Consider the following 14788-nt stretch of genomic DNA (forward strand, 5'->3'; position numbering starts at 1 on the left):
ATGCCCCTACGCCCCGCTGCTCTCGCTACCCTTTTCACCTTGGTCGCCAGCACCAGCGTCGCGGCGCAGGAGCCGCTGCGTCTGGAAAATCTGAAACGCTGCGGTGACCTGCTGGAAAGTCGCCAACAGGACTGGTGCCTGACCGTGCGCGGGCTGGGTGATGCAGCGCCGCAATTGAAACTAGCGGGCAAAGCGCTGCCATTGAGTGCGTTGCAACTCGACGGCCAAACCCTGCGTCTGCGCCTGGACGCCAGCCATTACCAAAGCGGCCCGCTCTGGCTTGAAGACGGTTCCCGCGTCAGCAACGCCGCGTGGCTGACGGTGCGCAACAGCCATGTGGTCGCCGCCACGCCGGGCGAGGTGACGAAGAACATGGACGGCCTGACCACCTACGTCGACCTGGTCAGCGTACTGATCGAAGAGGACCACGAAGGTCGCCAGGAGGCCGAGCGGCTGGCCCACAAATATGGGGCGACGGTGGTCGGCAGCATCGCGCCGCTGAATCTGTTCCAACTGCGCCTGCCGGCCAAGGACCTGATTCAGCGCGATGCCTTGGTGCTGCGCTTGGGCAGTGAAACCAGTGTGGATGCGGTGGTGATTGAAGAGTCCGCCGCGGAAGAATCCGAGCAGGCCGCCGCTCGTCCCAAGGAGCCGAGCAAACCTGCACCGGACTCTGATGAATGGGCGGCAAACCGCTTTCTGGATGCAGTCACCTACTATCAGCGCCGGATTCCGGGGCGTTACACGCCGATTGTGCCGGAGCCGGTGCGTGTTGGGGTGATCGAGCGGGGCGTGGATTTTGACACCGCGGATTTTGCCGATTACCGGGGCGGCTGTTCGCCCAAGCGCACCTGTGTTTACGCGCGGGACACGGGCGCTGCGGACGGGCATGGCACAACCGTCGCCGGGATCCTTGCGGCGAAGTGGGACGATGGCGGCAACAGTGGTTTCCTGCGCGGGCTGGACAAGGCGAGCGGCGGGTTCGATGTAATTGTCGACCGCAATTCCGATGCGGGCATCACCGCCAATATCGCCGCGTCGGTCAACCTGGTGGAGGACGGTGTGCGGGTGCTCAATTGGAGTTGGGGCATTCACCGTGTCGGCGCCAAGGACGTCAACGGTGATGAGGTGGATTCACTGCTGCGCTCGGGTATCGCCATGAGTGGCTATGAAGAATTGCTGGAAGAGTTTTTCCTGTGGCTGCGCAAGGCGCATCCGGAGGTGATCGTGCTGAATTCGGCGGGCAATGGGTCGGCGTTTTCGGGCACGGATGACTACCGCTTGCCCTCCTCGTTTATCACCGAGCAATTGCTGGTGGTTGGCGGCCATCAGCGCGGTGAGCGCGGTGGTGTCGCCGTGGATGACCCGGCCTACGCGGTGACGCGCAGTTCGTCGAATGTGGACATGCGTGTGGATATCACTGCGGCGGCCTGCGCCCATGCGTCTACGGTAAAGGCCGGTGAGGAAGGCGCGGTGCATTGTGGTACGTCGTACGCCACGCCGATGGTCGCGGGGCTGGTGGCGGCGATGCTGTCGATCAACCCGCAGTTGCAACCCGAGCAGTTGCGCATGCTGTTGCGCCGCAGCGCCATGGCGATTGGTGACAACCATGACTTTGAACGCAGCGATGCCCAGGACCTCACCGCGCCAATTCTGCCTTCCGAGCGTAATTATCAACTCAATGATAAAGACGAAGGGCGCTCGGCGCGGCTGGATATGCAGAAGGCGTTGGATCTGGCGGTGCAGAGCAGGACGCGGGTGCGTTGACAGTTGCTGGACATCATCCATCAGACAGCCGCGAAAGCCCGGCCCCCGAACCGTTGTGCTGTGGGGGGAAGGTCTGGCCCTCAGCTGTGAATGGGCAACGCCAACCCAAACACCACAAAGAACCCACCGCAGACCTTATTGAACCGCCGCCCGGTGCGCGCCAACCACGGCCTGACCCGGTTGGCAGCACTTGCGACTAGGTATTCAACGACAAATTCCACAACGGCATAGGTCAGCGCGATGGCGGCCGTCTGCGCGATGAGGTTTCTGTGCGGGTCCAGGAACGGTGGAATAAACGCGGTGAACAGCAGCAACGCCTTGGGGTTTGAGATGGCCGAGACCAGCCCCTGACGGAACAGCGACCAGTGTCGCAGGCTTGTCGTAGCGGGGGCTTCAAGGGTAACGGGCGCCGAGCGCCACAGGCCGAACCCCAGCCAGATCAGGTAGAGCCCGCCGGCAATTTTCAACGCCGTGAACCCGGTGGCCGAGGCTTGGATCAGTGCACCCAGGCCCAACGCGCACAGCGTTAGCACCAGGGCGAAACCGAGCACGCCGCCGCTGATGGTGAACAGCGTTTTGCGGCTGCCGTGGAGGGCGCCATGGGTCAGCACCAGTAATGCATTCGGGCCTGGCACTACGGCGATACCGCAGCAGGTGAGCAGGTAGAGCAACCAGGTTTCGAAAGGCATGTTCAGTTCCGCCAGGGTTGGGTTCAGGCCACTATCTTGCGAATGAACAAGCGCCGTGAGAAGCGCATAATTCACGTCATAGCCATTCGATTAACGAATAAAGGTAAACGCCATGTCCTCCAGCGATTTGCAGATCGATTGGCTCAAGTGCTTTGTGGCAGTGGTGGACGCCGGTTCGCTGTCGGGCGCGGCCCATGAGGTGAACCGCTCGCAGTCTGCCGTCAGCATGCAGATGAAAAAACTGGAGGCGGCGTTGGGGCGGCCTTTGTTGAACCGTGGCCCGAGGCACCTGCAACTGACCGATGACGGGCAGACGTTGCTGGGCTACGCCCGTCGCATGCTGGCGCTGCACGCCGAGACCCAGGCGGCGTTTCATGGCGAAACCTTGACTGGGCGCATCCGCCTTGGGGTCGCGGAAGACTATGCGGCAAAGTACCTCACGCCGGTGCTGAAACGGTTTGCGCCGCGATATGCGGGTGTGGACATCGAGCTGACCTGTGAACAGTCGACCGCCCTGATCCCGCGTGTGCGCAGTGGCGACCTCGATCTTGCACTGGTGTCCAGGGACTCGCCGCACACGGGGACTTTTTTGTTCAAGGAGCCGATGGTCTGGGTAGGTTCCCCACAGTTCGAACTGTGGCGCCGAGACCCGGTGCCTATCGCCGTCTACGAAAGCGAAAGCCTGGCGCGCCGGTATGCGGTGAATTCACTGGCCCAACAGGGCCGTCAGTTCAAGGTGGTGTACAACAGTTCCAGCCTGGCCGGCCAGGTCGCCGCCGTGGAGGGTGGGCTCGCGATTGCTGCGATCACCCAATGCACCGTGCAACCCTCACTGCAGGTCTTGAGCGGCGAACAGGGTTTGGGGGTTATCGAACCTATGGAGGTGTCGATTCTACGTAGCCGGGCCTCTCGCGGGTCCAAGGCGGTCAATAGCCTGCACGGGTTTATCATCAGTGCGCTGAGGGTTCAGGCATAGCTCTCTTGCGCACCGCTATCAAAAGGAAGGTTCACACACCCATGGATATTCAGGACATCAAACAACGCCTGGCCCGCCCGGCGCTCAAACTCATCGCTGGCGGCTTTCGCCCTGCGGGCACCGATGACGAAAGCTGGCTGGGTCACGTCTTTCTGTTCCGCGCCGATGAAGGCATCCCCACCAACAAGGCCGGTGAACAGTTGCTGCCCTACGCGCAGTTCTACTTGCCCGCCCTGCCCTTCAACAGCCCGGCGCTGGAGGGGGTTCGGCTATTGACGTTGTTTGTGTCGAACCCGTTTCCCGAGCATTTTGAACCCATGGGGGATAACTGGCTGATACGCGAATACGGGCCGGACGAGGTGCTGGTGCGTAAAACACTGCCGGTGGCAGGCGCCTTTCTCAAGCCATTCCCCTTGAAGACGGAAAACGTGCCGGAGGATTACCCGTTGTGGGATGGCGGTGGCGTTCCTTCCGCGCTTGAGGACGAAATACTCAAGCTGGAACGCGCGGGCGAGATACAGAGTTACTATGACCTGGTGACACACACCTATGAGCACAAAATCGGCGGTTACCCGTCGTTTTGCCAGTCGGGTGTCGATCCGGGCGAAGGCTTTGAGTTTGTGTTCCAGATTTCGTCGGACGCGAAAATCCAGCTGAATGTGGTGCACAGCGGAAGCCTGATGTTCTGGAAGCACAGCGTCACGGGGGAGTGGGCGCTTTATTATGATTTTTACTGAGGCGTCAGGCTGGAGGCGATACAGGCGCTGCGTGTTTACACGGACACCGAGGTGATCCCTTCGCAGCCTCGCCAGGGCTCGACAGCTCCCACATTAGATCTTCGTCGTGGCACAAATCCCACCCACACAGCCGCTCCCCTGTGGGAGCTGTCGAGCTTTAGCGAGGCTGCGAAAGCGGTGGGTCAGGCGATAAAAATGCCAGCAGTGCCGCCGCCTTCGCAGCCTCGCCAGGGCTCGACAGCTCCCACACTAGATCTCCGTCGTGGCACAAATCCCACCCACACAACCGATCCCCTGTGGGAGCTGTCGAGCTTTAGCGAGGCTGCGAAAGCGGTGGGTCAGGCGATAAAAATGCCAGCAGTGCCGCCGCCTTCGCAGCCTCGCAGGGGCTCGACAGCTCCCACACTTTATTGTTGTCGTTGCTTAAATTGCATGTGCAGGCACGACTGCAATCCACTGAGCGAAACAGTTCCCACCCTGAGAATCCAGCATTTTCATCACCCCTCCCACAGGTGCCTACACCCTGTTAATCTGCGGCGCTTGTCTGCATTCGGAGCGTTAGCATGGCCCTATCCAAACGCGAAACCGCCGGTATTGAACGCCGACTGGTCGCCACACTGACGCAGGCGTGCGAAACGGCCAAGGCTGAACTACCGGGGTTTGAATGGCTGACGCATACCGTCGATTACGCCGCGTTCCCCCAAAGCCTGCGTGTCACCTGGGTATTCGACACGCGCGCCAGCAAGGACCACGCCCTGGCCAGCGGCGTCGACCAGCGCATGCGCGAGTTGACCGGGGCTGCGTTGCAAGCGGCAGGCGTCCCCGCCATGCCGTTGGACCGCTGCGTGCACTTTGATTCTGAAGAGGCCTGCCACTCGCAGCACGGCGGCGACTGGCGTGCGCGCCTGGCTCGCGCCACAAGTGCTGTCAGGCCTGTGCGCTAAACCGCTGCGCAGCACGCCGCGCGAACATCGCCTCTTCGGTTTCGCGCGTGGCCACTTGTCCTTTGTAGGCCAACTGGTTGATGAATAACCCTGCGGAATACTCTTTGGGCGGCAAGGAGCCGGGGCGGTTGAACAAGGCCGCCAAGTCAAAGGTAGCGGCAAAGTTCTCCTGGGTCAGGCTGTAGTAGCCCATCAAGTTTCCCGACCAAGGCGAGTCGGCGTCCAGCAGGTCGATGCTGGCGTCGCGGAATTTGATCGCGGCGGGCTTCAGGTCAGAGGCCTGGTTGAGCAGGTTGGTCAGCCGCTGAATATCCGCACGGCTGAGCTGGCCGGCCGTATCGAGGACCTTCCAGCGGTCATCGGCCTCGACGGTGAAGCCGAACTTTTTGCCGGCCAAGTCCGCTGGCAGTGCTGCCTTGAAGCGCTCAACTGCGGCCTTCAGCACGCTTTGTGCCCCCTCAAACAGTTTTTCGAATCGAGGCAGTTCCGGCGATGCCGACCGGCCGACCCAGGTGTCGATAGCCTCCAGGGGTTGCGCCAGGGTCTGGGCAGCTTCACTTGGGTGATAGACAGCCGCCGGGGCGGCGTTTGCCAAGGCTGCCTCGGCGGTATCCGTTAGTGGCGCGGGTGCGATTGCCTGGCCGGAAGCCGTAAGGACGGGGTTGGCCGGTGGGACGTAGGCTGAGCTGACGGTGAGTGCCATTTAATCGGTCCATGATTGGCGGGTTCATCCGGGTTATCGGCGACGATGGATCAGGCTTTAAGTCAGTAGTCCCGATAAGCGCTAGAGCCTACTCGTCAATCCCTGGATAATGCCCCCCTCCCGCCTCGATACGGAAATCCCGCTCAATGAAGTTGCCCGCGTCCGCCGTCGTCCTCGCCTCAGCCTTGCTGCTTCCTTCCCTCACCCACGCCGACGACGCCGCATTGGTCGACACGCTCAAGGCCTTCACCCGCTGCGACGCCAGTTTCTTCAGCAGCCTGAACAGCCACCGCGACGCCTGGCAGGCCTATGCGCCGCTCAAGCAGGAAAAGGACTTCACCTGGATCGCGGTGAGGGATCGCACTGACCGCAAGGCCAACGCAGTGCCGGTGAGCGCGCCGGCCATCGCCGGGTTGAAGCTGCTGTCTTACAACGATGAAGTCGCCGACCTCGGCCCGCTGGGCCTTTACTATTACTGGGGCTTTATTGTCGATGGCGGTGTCGATGAGGTGGCCAAGCACTTCGCAGCACTGCTCGACCAGCCTGGGGCACTGCAAAAAGGCGATGGCGAATACACGCGCAGTGAACTCAAGGTTGGCAACACTTGGCAGGGGATCAAGCCCATGCCGGGCAAGGCGCCGGGCCTGCGTAACGTGGAGCGGGTGCTGATCGTGGAGCCGGAAGGCAAGCTCGGCACGCAATCGCGCGTGAGTTGCTCGGTGCAGGGTGGCGTCAACGCCGGGCTGCTGGCGCTGTTGCGGCCCGACATTGCGCCGGTTGACTACCCGCGCACGGTGGTCGAAACCACTCTCGGTGACGTTGCCGTACCGCCCAACGTGCTCCAGCGCCTTGATGCGCCGCTGTTGCAGCCCAGGTTCAAGACATTGACCTACACGTACCTGTCCAGGAATGGCGATGGCAAGGACGCGCCGGTAACGGTCACGTTGAGGGCAGAGGGCGGTTTGCTGGTGAAGAACGAAGCCTATGGCCGCGCCTTCAATGTGGACCGCCTGATGTTGGCGGACCTGATCCAGTTGAAATCCAAAATGAACGGTGTGGGCGCAGGCCAGGTCCTGCAGACCCGCGACGCTGAACTGAAGGTCCCCACCCACTGGACGCCCGGCCAGACCCTGAGTGCCCACCTGCAAATGGCCTATGTGCCCACCAAGCCCACTGACCCACCCACCGAAACGACGCTCACCTGCACAGTGGGCGAGCGCTTCCCGGCACGCCAGGTGTTTGCTTCGTTGACGGGGGATGCCATTCGGCTGGCTTGCGAACAGGACGACTATAAGTCCAATCGCGCCTTTATCGAGGACCTGGGCGTCGCGTTGACGCTGGAGTCGACATCGAGCCAGACGCACTATGTGAATGAGTTCACGGCCCTGGATGTGGTGCGCTGACGTGTGGTTTCCCAACTCAGCCTCTCAGGCGAGTATCAACCTTGGAACGATATGAATCGCTGGTCATCGGCCTGGGCGCCATGGGTGCCGCCACGGTGTACCCGCTGGCGAAAACCGGCGTAAAGGTCGCCGGTCGACGGGGTTAGCGGTTGAAAGCGAATTTTTTGTGGTGAGCGAGCCTTTAGAAGTTGCGGATTAACGCGCCGAACAGATCACCCTGCGGCATTTTGCTCAACGGGATGTCGGCATTCTCGAACCACTCGCGCCCGGCCTCGGGGTGTGGGCCGCTCAGTACCACCACGCCCTTCTGATAGGTATACCGCGCCGCCGCGACGTCGCCGTTGCGGTAGGTCGCGATGGTCTTGTAGGGCGCGGCCGGGTCGGCTTTGGGGAAGTACGGGCCGTCCTGGAAGAAGACGTGATCAGGCTTGCCCTCCCACGTGACCTGCACGGCCGCGTCGGCGATGCCGGGCACTTCAAAGCCGGGGCGGCCGGCTTCGGCGTCGAGGTCCTGGGGGATCAGGCCGAGGTTGCTGTCATCCGCCAGGTAGGCGCCCATGCACAGGCCCAGGTAGCGCCCGCCGTTGGCGACGTAGCCACGGATGGCCTCGATACGTGCATCCCCCAGGCTATCGAGGGCGCCGGGAATGTCCTGGCCGCCGCCGGGTTGCACGTAGAGGTCATAGCGCGCCAGGGTCTTGGGCGTGATGTCGATGGCCTCATCCGCGCCCACGTAATCGATCTGATAGCTGGGGTTGAGACGGTGCAAAGCCTTCGCCACGTTCTCGGAACAGTCATCGCAGCCTGCCGGGCCCCGGTAGATGGCGACGTGGGTAATGGGCGTCGCAGCCTCGGACTGCGACGGCAACAACAGCGCGAATGCAAACAACGTGGCGGCGACAGCGCGTAGGTTCATGGCCGGGGGCTCCTGTACGGACAACGCACAGCCTATAGCGATTGCGCCAATCAATCCGTTAACAGTTGTAAACACCATTCACATCAGGATAACTGGCGGTCGGGCCCTACTTAGAAAGCGTCCGCCATGTTTGAACTCGCCTCCCTCCTCACCTATGTCGCCGTTGTGATCGGTCTGTTCTAGATCCCCGGCCCGTCCGTGTTACTGGTGATCACCCGCACCGTAGAGGGCGGCCGCAGAGTCGGGGCTGACGCTACCAACCGTCACCCCACGCCAGGCGTTTTTCCAGGCGGTCGGTGCCGAGGTGCTCAACCCGAAAACCGCGATTTTCTTCCTGGCCTTCCTGCCGCAATTCGTGCACCCGGAATCCGCGTCGTCGCTGGTGCAATTCGCGGTGCTGGGCCTGATCTTTTCCGGGCTCAGTGCGGTGTACACCAGCTTGCTGGCGCTCGCCATCCGCCCCTTGAGTCGTGGGGTCAAAGGGCTTTCCCGGCTGCGCCGCTGGGAAGGCAAAATCATTGGCACGCTGTTTATGGGCCTGGGGCTGAAGGTGGCGTTGCAGCAGCGCTGAGACTACTTTTTCACCGCCATCAGCAGGTCAAACAGCAACTGCGCCACGGGCGACAGCGCTCGCCCTCGTCGGGATATGAGCCCCAGCGTGCGGCTGATCGCTGGGTCGCTCAGCGGCCGCGTAACCAGCGTCGCATGCCCGTTGGCCGGCATGGCCAACTTGGGCACCACGCCAACGCCCAATCCCGCTTCCACCAGGCTGACCAGCGCTGGCACATGCTTCACTTCGCAGAATGAGCGTGGCCGCACATCACGATGGGCCAGCGCCTGGTCGATCAAAAAGCGGTTGCCGCTGCCTTGCGCCAGGCTGATGTAGTCGACCCCGGCCAGGTCATCCCAGGTCAGGGAAGGGCGCTGGGTCAGCGGGTGACCGACCTGCAGCGCAACCACGAAGTCTTCCTCCAGCAACGGCTGGAAGACCACGTCGGCGTCCTGGGTGCCGATGTAGGTCAGGCCAAAGTCCGCCTCGCCCCTGGCTACGACCGTCAAGATCGCCGATGAAGACTCATCGATCACCCGCACCCGGATACCCGGGTATTTGGCGTGGTAGTGCCGAATAACGTCCGGCAGGAAATACGCCACGGCAGAGGGCACACAGGCAATCGTGACTTCACCGGATAGCCGGAAGGCCAGGTCGTGAAAGCCTATCAGCGCGCTCTCCAGCTCATTCAGCACGTTGCGCGCACGCGGCAGGAAACCTCGCCCGATCGTAGAGAGTTCCACACGCCGCGTGGTGCGTTCGAACAACTGCACACCCAGCGCCTGCTCCAGTTTGTCGACGCGCCGCGAGAGTGCGGATTGCGACAAGTGCAACGCTTGGGCAGCCGCGCTGAAACTTCCCAAGTCGGCCACCGCGAGAAAACCGCGAAGGTCCGCGAGATCAAAATTCATGCATTTACCTCATAGATCGCACTTTTATTTGCATTTCTCTTTTTAATCGCCCCCCTGCACGCTGTCAACTCAGTCGAATCAACGAGCCTTAACCATGAACAACAACAACGAATTGCCTGCCATTGCGTTTGAAGACCTGCGCCAACAAGGCCGCCTTGCCTTTCAGGGGTTGGGTCTCACACAACACGCCGCCGAACAGGTCTGCCAGGTATTGGTGTTGGCCGATCTGTTCGGTTTGACCACCCATGGCTTGAGCCGCCTTGAGTCCTATGGCGAGCGGCTAGAATGCGGCGGTATCAGTGCCTCGGCCGAGCCAGTGGTCGAAACCGTCGCACCGGCGATCGCACGGGTGGATGGGCGCAACGCCGTCGGCCCGCTGGTCGGCATGGCGGCGCTGGACGCCGGCCTGCAGATGGCCAAACAGTTCGGGATTGGCTTGGTCCTGGCGCGCGGCAGCAATCACTTCGGTCCGGTGTCGCCGTACGCCTACCTCGCGGCCGAGCAAGGTTTCGCCAGCATCATTGGCAGTAACGCCACCACGACCATTGCCCCCTCGGGCGGCAGCGATGCGCGCCTGGGCAATAGCCCGCTGGGTTTTGGCGTGCCGAACCCGGATGGCAATCACTTCATGCTCGACATGGCCATGAGCGTGGTTGCCCGCGCCAAGATCCGCAACGCACTCACCCGCCAGCAAAGCATTCCGGATAACTGGGCCACGGACGCCAACGGTAAACCCACCACCGATCCTCGCGCGGCCTTGGATGGCTTCCTGTTGCCCATCGGCGCTCACAAAGGTTACGGCCTGGCGCTGGTGGTGGACCTGTTGGCGGGCCTGCTCTCGGACGCGGCCTACCTGACCCACGTGAAGTCCTGGGTCGATGCGCCGGATGAGCCGCAGAACCTGGGGCACTTCTTCATTCTGATCGACACCTCCCGCCTGGGCTCCTCGGCCTGGCTCAAGGAACGCATGACCGACTTCGCCGCCATCCTGCACCAGAGCCCGGCCATCGACCCGGCCGCGCCGGTGATTGTCCCGGGTGAAATCGAGCTGAAGAAGATGCAGCGCTATCTGCGCGACGGCGTGCCGGTGGACCCCACCACCCAGCGCCTGCTTGACCTGTATGCCAGCCGGGTGGCCTGAGATGAGCCGATCCCCTCGCCTACTGGCGCCCACCGGCGTGCTCCGCGCCTCGATCAATGTGGGCAACCCCATCCTCGCGCGTCTGGATGACGTCGGCCAGGCGGCTGGCGTATCGGTGGACCTGGCCCACGCCTTCGCCGCCGAGCTCGGGCTGACACTGCAGCTGTGCGTGTTCAAGAGTGCCGGCGAATCGGTTGCGGCGGTTTGCGCAGGCCGTGCCGATTTCGGCTTCTTCGCCATTGACCCGGCGCGGGACGAGCAACTGGCCTTTACCAAGCCCTACGTGTTGATCGAAGGCTGCTACCTGGTCCGGGAGGACTCACCCCTGGACGACAATGCCCAAGTCGACATGCCGGGGATTGAACTGGTGGTGGGCAAAGGCAGCGCCTATGACTTGTACCTGACCCGCGAGCTCAAGCACGCCACGATTGTTCGCTCACCCACCTCGCCTACCGTCGTCGAGACTTTCCTGGCCAGTGGCGCCAATGTGGCGGCGGGCGTGAAGCAGCAGTTGGAGTTCGATGCCGCGCGGTTCCCCGGGCTGCGCTTGCTGCCGGGGCGCTTCATGCAGATCCGCCAGGCCATGGGCGTTCCCCGTGCGTATGGCAAGGAAGCCGCTGACGTGCTGTACCAATTCGTCGAGCGGGCCAAGGCTAGCGGCTTCGTCGCCGAAGCCCTCGAGCGCCACGGCATCGTGGGTGCCACCGTCGCCCACTGACAGCGCCTGCGACGTCCCCAATAAAAACAAGAGTACCTGACATGTTGGCATTTCTCGGCTTATTGATGGTCGTGGTGTTTACCTACCTGATCATGGCGAAGCGGCTTTCGCCGATTGTGGCGTTGGTCGTGGTGCCAGTGATCTTTTCGATCCTGGCAGGCTTCGCGCTCACCACTGACAAAATGATGCTCGATGGCATCAAGATGGTCGCGCCATCGGCTGCCTTGTTGCTGTTCGCGATTCTGTTTTTTGGCGTGCTGTTTGACGCCGGCTTGTTCGACCCCATGATCAAGCTGATCCTCAGGGTGGTAAACGGTGACCCGGTCAAGATCGCCATGGGCACCGCGATCCTGTCGCTGACCACCGCCCTGGATGGCGACGGCACCACCACCTACATGATCACCTGCGCGGCGATGCTGCCGCTGTACAAGCGGATCGGCATGAACCCGATGATCCTGGCGAGCCTGTGCGTGTTGTCGCTCAGCGTCATGGGCGGTATGACCCCCTGGGGTGGCCCGGCCACACGCGTGATCGCCGTACTCGGGCTGGATGCCGCCGAGTACTTCATCCCCTTGCTACCGACCATGGCAGTGGGTGCGCTCGGTGTGCTCTATACCGCATTCCTGCTGGGGCGGCGAGAGCGCAGGCGCCTGGGCGTGGTGAACCTGGCCAGTGGCGGCGATGATTGCTACATCGAATCGATCATCGGCCAGGGAGAACATAAAAAACCACGGATGGTGGTGCCCAACCTGATCCTCGTATTGATCGTGATGGTGTGCCTGGTCACCGGTCTGCTGAATTCGGTGATCAGTTTTCTGCTGGGCTTCATGGTGGCGCTGGTGATGAACTACCCGCGCCTGAACCTGCAGAAAGAACGGATGCTCGCCCATGCAGGGAATGCCATGGTCGTGGTGCTGTTGGTGTTTGCAGCCGGGGTATTTGCGGGGATCTTTTCCGGCACCAAGATGGTCGACGCGATTGCCCAATTGCTGGTCCATGCCATCCCGCCGTCCTGGGGGCACCTGTTCCCCCTGGTGGTGGCGATCACCAGCATGCCGCTGACGTTTTTGCTATCCAACGACGCTTATTACTTTGGCGTGGTGCCGATCCTGGCCAACGCCGCGGCGGCGTATGGCATCAGCCCGATGGACATCGCCCGCGCATCGGTGCTCGGCCAGCCCGTGCATCAGATCAGCCCGCTGGTGGCGTCGACCTTGTTGCTGGTCGGCATGATCGACCGGGACCTGGGGGACTTTCAGAAGAGCACGATCAAGTGGGCGGTTTTGCTCTCGCTGTTGATGATCGGGGTGTCGTTGCTGACCGGGGCGGTCACGCTGCTCACCTGAATGAAATCAGAGGCGGGCCACGTGGATGATCAACCGGGCCCGCCTCGCTTAGTTCACATCACTTGGCAAACGCATACTCCCCACCCTGCTCCACCGCCTTGCGATACGCAGGCCGCGCCTGGAAGTTTGCCACCCAGGCCGCCAGGTTCGGGTAGGCCTGCAGCTTGCCCTGGGCCTTGGCGATTTCGCCGATAAAGCTCATCTGGATATCCGCGCCACTCAGCTCATCGCCCACCAGGTACGGCGCCTGCCCCAGCACGTCGTTCAGGTAACCGAGGTAGTTGGCCACTTCCGATTCGATGCGCGGGTGCAACGGCGCACCGGCATCACCGAGGCGGCCGACGTAGAGGTTGAGCATCAACGGCAACATGGCCGAGCCTTCGGCGAAGTGCAGCCATTGCACGTACTTGTCATAGATGGCGCTGGCAGGGTCCGGTTGCAGGCGCCCGTGGCCGTGGCGGCGGATCAGGTAGTCGATGATGGCGGCGGATTCGATCAGCACTTGGCCGTCGTCTTCGATTACCGGGGATTTGCCCAGTGGGTGAATGGCCTTGAGCTCGGGCGGTGCGAGATTGGTCTTGGGGTCGCGCTGGTAGCGCTTGATTTCGTAGGGCAGGCCGAGTTCTTCGAGCAGCCACAGGATGCGTTGCGAGCGTGAGTTGTTGAGGTGGTGGACGATGATCATGCTGTACTCCGAAGGGCCTGGGGGGTGTCTTGGAAAGAGACTACGCCAGTGCCGGGGAGTGCCAACAATTAAATATCTGCCGCGTTGATCGACGCCCACGCCGCCTGTGCCAGCAACTGCGCATAGTCCTTCGGGCTTTTCTTGACCCGCCCGGACAGCCACGCCCGGGCGTAGCTTTCGGCCGAACCGATGATGAGCGACAGTAAAAGCTCGGCAGGGATATGGCTGAACGCCTCGCGACGGCCTTCGTCGCTCATCCACTCGGTCAATTGCCGGTTGCGCTGTTTGTTACGGGTGAGCAGTTCATCCTTGTGCGGGCCGTTGGCGACGGCGAAGCGGCTTTGGAACATGAAGCGCGCCCATTCAGGTTGCGCGTCAACCCATTCCACGTAACTGCGCACCAGCGCCTCCACGCCTGCCTGCGGCGTTTGCGCCTGCTGCAGGTAGCGATCTCGCAAGGCCGCCTGGTCCTCCAGCGCGGCAAAAAACAGCGCGGCGACAATGCCTTCCTTATTGCCGAAATGATGGTAGATGGCGCCCACGCTGGTCTCGCACCGCGCGCGGATGGTTTCGATATTGGTGGCTTCGATACCGACCTCGTTAAAGCTGGCCAGGGCCTCGCGCAGGATGCTGCGTTTGAGGTCGCTGCGCTTGCCCGCAAAGGTGCGCTCGATCAGATCAGGTGCGTGCATGGAGTGGCTCGCCAAATGTGCGGAGTTTAAAGGTACAGCAGTCGCTAGAGAAGGCATGGCTTGACACCCTTGGAATTAACAGAATATTGTTCTGTTACAGAATTTTATTCCGTAAGCCCATCAGGAGGATAATCCATGAGTCAGTTTCTCAGCATGTTCAACAGCGTAGGCCCTGCAGCGTTCAGCCAAATGGCCTGCCAGGTGGCGCCCTACTTCAGTACCATCAACCCTGAAATCACCGAACTGCGCCCAGGGCATGCCGTGGTGAACGTGCCGTTTCGCAAGGAAATCACCAACCACCTCGCCTCCGTGCATGCCATCGCCTTGTGCAACGCGGCCGAGCTGGCAGGTGGGACGATGACCGACGTGTCGATCCCGCCCGGTGCCAGATGGATTCCCAAAGGCATGACCGTGGAGTACCTGGCAAAGGCCAAGTCGAATATCCGCGCGGTGGCGGACGGCAGTGGCATTGATTGGTCAACCGCGGGGGACAAGCTCGTACCGGTGGATATCTTCGATGAAGGCGAAGTGAAGGTGTTCACGGCGAAGATCACCATGAACGTAAAAATCGCCTAGCCGTCATCGACAGGCTCGGCCATTGCCGAGCCAC

16 protein-coding genes are annotated in these 14788 nt (G+C 61.9%); 10 read left to right on the top strand and 6 right to left on the bottom strand.

The window, feature by feature from the left end; translation table 11 throughout:
• Positions 1-1767 carry a S8/S53 family peptidase gene (locus tag KHP07_RS20590; RefSeq protein WP_214497906.1) on the top strand — a complete coding sequence of 589 codons (1767 nt, stop codon included), beginning with the start codon at positions 1-3 and terminating at the stop codon, positions 1765-1767.
• Positions 1768-1847: 80 nt separating this feature from the next.
• On the opposite strand, the gene KHP07_RS20595 is transcribed toward KHP07_RS20590, so the two are convergent.
• Positions 1848-2456: a LysE family translocator gene (locus KHP07_RS20595; RefSeq protein WP_214497907.1), complete on the bottom strand. Its 609-nt coding sequence runs from the start codon at positions 2454-2456 to the stop codon at positions 1848-1850.
• A 112-nt stretch (positions 2457-2568) separates the two neighbouring features.
• On the opposite strand from KHP07_RS20595, the gene KHP07_RS20600 reads away from it, so the two are divergent.
• The 3 genes from KHP07_RS20600 (at position 2569) to KHP07_RS20610 (ending at position 5113) form a co-directional block, all read left to right on the top strand.
• Positions 2569-3432 (top strand): LysR family transcriptional regulator, encoded by an 864-nt coding sequence (locus KHP07_RS20600; RefSeq protein ID WP_214497908.1) that lies wholly within the window; start codon positions 2569-2571, stop codon positions 3430-3432.
• Between the two features lie 41 nt (positions 3433-3473).
• Positions 3474-4169 carry a YwqG family protein gene (locus KHP07_RS20605; protein WP_214497909.1) on the top strand — a complete coding sequence of 232 codons (696 nt, stop codon included), beginning with the start codon at positions 3474-3476 and terminating at the stop codon, positions 4167-4169.
• A gap of 563 nt (positions 4170-4732) precedes the next feature.
• Positions 4733-5113: a hypothetical protein gene (locus KHP07_RS20610; protein WP_078049459.1), complete on the top strand. Its 381-nt coding sequence runs from the start codon at positions 4733-4735 to the stop codon at positions 5111-5113.
• On the opposite strand, the gene KHP07_RS20615 is transcribed toward KHP07_RS20610, so the two are convergent.
• Complete coding sequence (locus tag KHP07_RS20615; protein WP_214497910.1) at positions 5097-5816, bottom strand: hypothetical protein; 720 nt, start codon at positions 5814-5816, stop codon at positions 5097-5099. The genes KHP07_RS20610 and KHP07_RS20615 overlap by 17 nt on opposite strands.
• 146 nt (positions 5817-5962) lie before the next feature.
• Between KHP07_RS20615 and KHP07_RS20620 the strand changes: the two genes are divergently transcribed.
• Complete coding sequence (locus tag KHP07_RS20620) at positions 5963-7219, top strand: hypothetical protein (protein WP_214497911.1); 1257 nt, start codon at positions 5963-5965, stop codon at positions 7217-7219.
• Positions 7220-7400: 181 nt separating this feature from the next.
• Here KHP07_RS20620 and KHP07_RS20625 read toward each other — a convergent pair whose 3' ends face one another.
• The gene (locus tag KHP07_RS20625; RefSeq protein ID WP_078049462.1) at positions 7401-8135 is read right to left on the bottom strand and encodes a BPL-N domain-containing protein; all 735 of its coding nucleotides are present in this window, start codon (positions 8133-8135) and stop codon (positions 7401-7403) included.
• 304 nt (positions 8136-8439) lie between these two features.
• Here KHP07_RS20625 and KHP07_RS20630 point away from each other — a divergent pair, with 304 nt between their 5' ends.
• Positions 8440-8706, top strand: coding sequence for a LysE family translocator (locus KHP07_RS20630; RefSeq protein WP_352152454.1), 267 nt, complete (start codon positions 8440-8442; stop codon positions 8704-8706).
• A gap of 2 nt (positions 8707-8708) precedes the next feature.
• Here KHP07_RS20630 and KHP07_RS20635 read toward each other — a convergent pair whose 3' ends face one another.
• A complete protein-coding gene (locus KHP07_RS20635; RefSeq protein ID WP_214497912.1) occupies positions 8709-9596 on the bottom strand; it encodes a LysR family transcriptional regulator in 888 nt (295 codons plus the stop codon).
• Positions 9597-9690: 94 nt separating this feature from the next.
• On the opposite strand from KHP07_RS20635, the gene KHP07_RS20640 reads away from it, so the two are divergent.
• Genes KHP07_RS20640 through KHP07_RS20650 form a run of 3 tightly spaced genes read left to right on the top strand, consistent with a single transcriptional unit; the run spans position 9691 to position 12801 of the window.
• Positions 9691-10737 carry an Ldh family oxidoreductase gene (locus KHP07_RS20640; protein WP_214497913.1) on the top strand — a complete coding sequence of 349 codons (1047 nt, stop codon included), beginning with the start codon at positions 9691-9693 and terminating at the stop codon, positions 10735-10737.
• 1 nt (position 10738) lies between these two features.
• Positions 10739-11455, top strand: a complete 717-nt coding sequence (locus KHP07_RS20645) for an ABC transporter substrate-binding protein (RefSeq protein WP_214497914.1) — start codon at positions 10739-10741, stop codon at positions 11453-11455.
• 41 nt (positions 11456-11496) lie between these two features.
• The gene (locus KHP07_RS20650) at positions 11497-12801 is read left to right on the top strand and encodes a CitMHS family transporter (protein ID WP_214497915.1); all 1305 of its coding nucleotides are present in this window, start codon (positions 11497-11499) and stop codon (positions 12799-12801) included.
• 58 nt (positions 12802-12859) lie between these two features.
• Here KHP07_RS20650 and KHP07_RS20655 read toward each other — a convergent pair whose 3' ends face one another.
• Positions 12860-13486 carry a glutathione S-transferase family protein gene (locus KHP07_RS20655; RefSeq protein WP_214497916.1) on the bottom strand — a complete coding sequence of 209 codons (627 nt, stop codon included), beginning with the start codon at positions 13484-13486 and terminating at the stop codon, positions 12860-12862.
• Between the two features lie 68 nt (positions 13487-13554).
• Positions 13555-14178 carry a TetR/AcrR family transcriptional regulator gene (locus KHP07_RS20660; RefSeq protein ID WP_214497917.1) on the bottom strand — a complete coding sequence of 208 codons (624 nt, stop codon included), beginning with the start codon at positions 14176-14178 and terminating at the stop codon, positions 13555-13557.
• Positions 14179-14313: 135 nt separating this feature from the next.
• Between KHP07_RS20660 and KHP07_RS20665 the strand changes: the two genes are divergently transcribed.
• Complete coding sequence (locus KHP07_RS20665) at positions 14314-14754, top strand: hotdog fold domain-containing protein (protein WP_214497918.1); 441 nt, start codon at positions 14314-14316, stop codon at positions 14752-14754.
• The last annotated feature ends 34 nt before the right edge of the window (positions 14755-14788 follow it).

The sequence above is a fragment of the Pseudomonas sp. VS40 genome, assembly GCF_018587885.1.
GTDB classification, from domain to species: domain Bacteria; phylum Pseudomonadota; class Gammaproteobacteria; order Pseudomonadales; family Pseudomonadaceae; genus Aquipseudomonas; species Aquipseudomonas pergaminensis.

Coding starts and splice junctions, on each gene's coding strand:
- KHP07_RS20615 (WP_214497910.1), bottom strand. CDS start 5,816: ATGGCACTCACCGTCAGCTCAGCCTACGTCCCACCGGCCAACCCCGTC.
- KHP07_RS20640 (WP_214497913.1), top strand. CDS start 9,691: ATGAACAACAACAACGAATTGCCTGCCATTGCGTTTGAAGACCTGCGC.
- KHP07_RS20605 (WP_214497909.1), top strand. CDS start 3,474: ATGGATATTCAGGACATCAAACAACGCCTGGCCCGCCCGGCGCTCAAA.
- KHP07_RS20590 (WP_214497906.1), top strand. CDS start 1: ATGCCCCTACGCCCCGCTGCTCTCGCTACCCTTTTCACCTTGGTCGCC.
- KHP07_RS20635 (WP_214497912.1), bottom strand. CDS start 9,596: ATGAATTTTGATCTCGCGGACCTTCGCGGTTTTCTCGCGGTGGCCGAC.
- KHP07_RS20645 (WP_214497914.1), top strand. CDS start 10,739: ATGAGCCGATCCCCTCGCCTACTGGCGCCCACCGGCGTGCTCCGCGCC.
- KHP07_RS20650 (WP_214497915.1), top strand. CDS start 11,497: ATGTTGGCATTTCTCGGCTTATTGATGGTCGTGGTGTTTACCTACCTG.
- KHP07_RS20655 (WP_214497916.1), bottom strand. CDS start 13,486: ATGATCATCGTCCACCACCTCAACAACTCACGCTCGCAACGCATCCTG.
- KHP07_RS20610 (WP_078049459.1), top strand. CDS start 4,733: ATGGCCCTATCCAAACGCGAAACCGCCGGTATTGAACGCCGACTGGTC.
- KHP07_RS20595 (WP_214497907.1), bottom strand. CDS start 2,456: ATGCCTTTCGAAACCTGGTTGCTCTACCTGCTCACCTGCTGCGGTATC.
- KHP07_RS20625 (WP_078049462.1), bottom strand. CDS start 8,135: ATGAACCTACGCGCTGTCGCCGCCACGTTGTTTGCATTCGCGCTGTTG.
- KHP07_RS20600 (WP_214497908.1), top strand. CDS start 2,569: ATGTCCTCCAGCGATTTGCAGATCGATTGGCTCAAGTGCTTTGTGGCA.
- KHP07_RS20620 (WP_214497911.1), top strand. CDS start 5,963: ATGAAGTTGCCCGCGTCCGCCGTCGTCCTCGCCTCAGCCTTGCTGCTT.
- KHP07_RS20660 (WP_214497917.1), bottom strand. CDS start 14,178: ATGCACGCACCTGATCTGATCGAGCGCACCTTTGCGGGCAAGCGCAGC.
- KHP07_RS20665 (WP_214497918.1), top strand. CDS start 14,314: ATGAGTCAGTTTCTCAGCATGTTCAACAGCGTAGGCCCTGCAGCGTTC.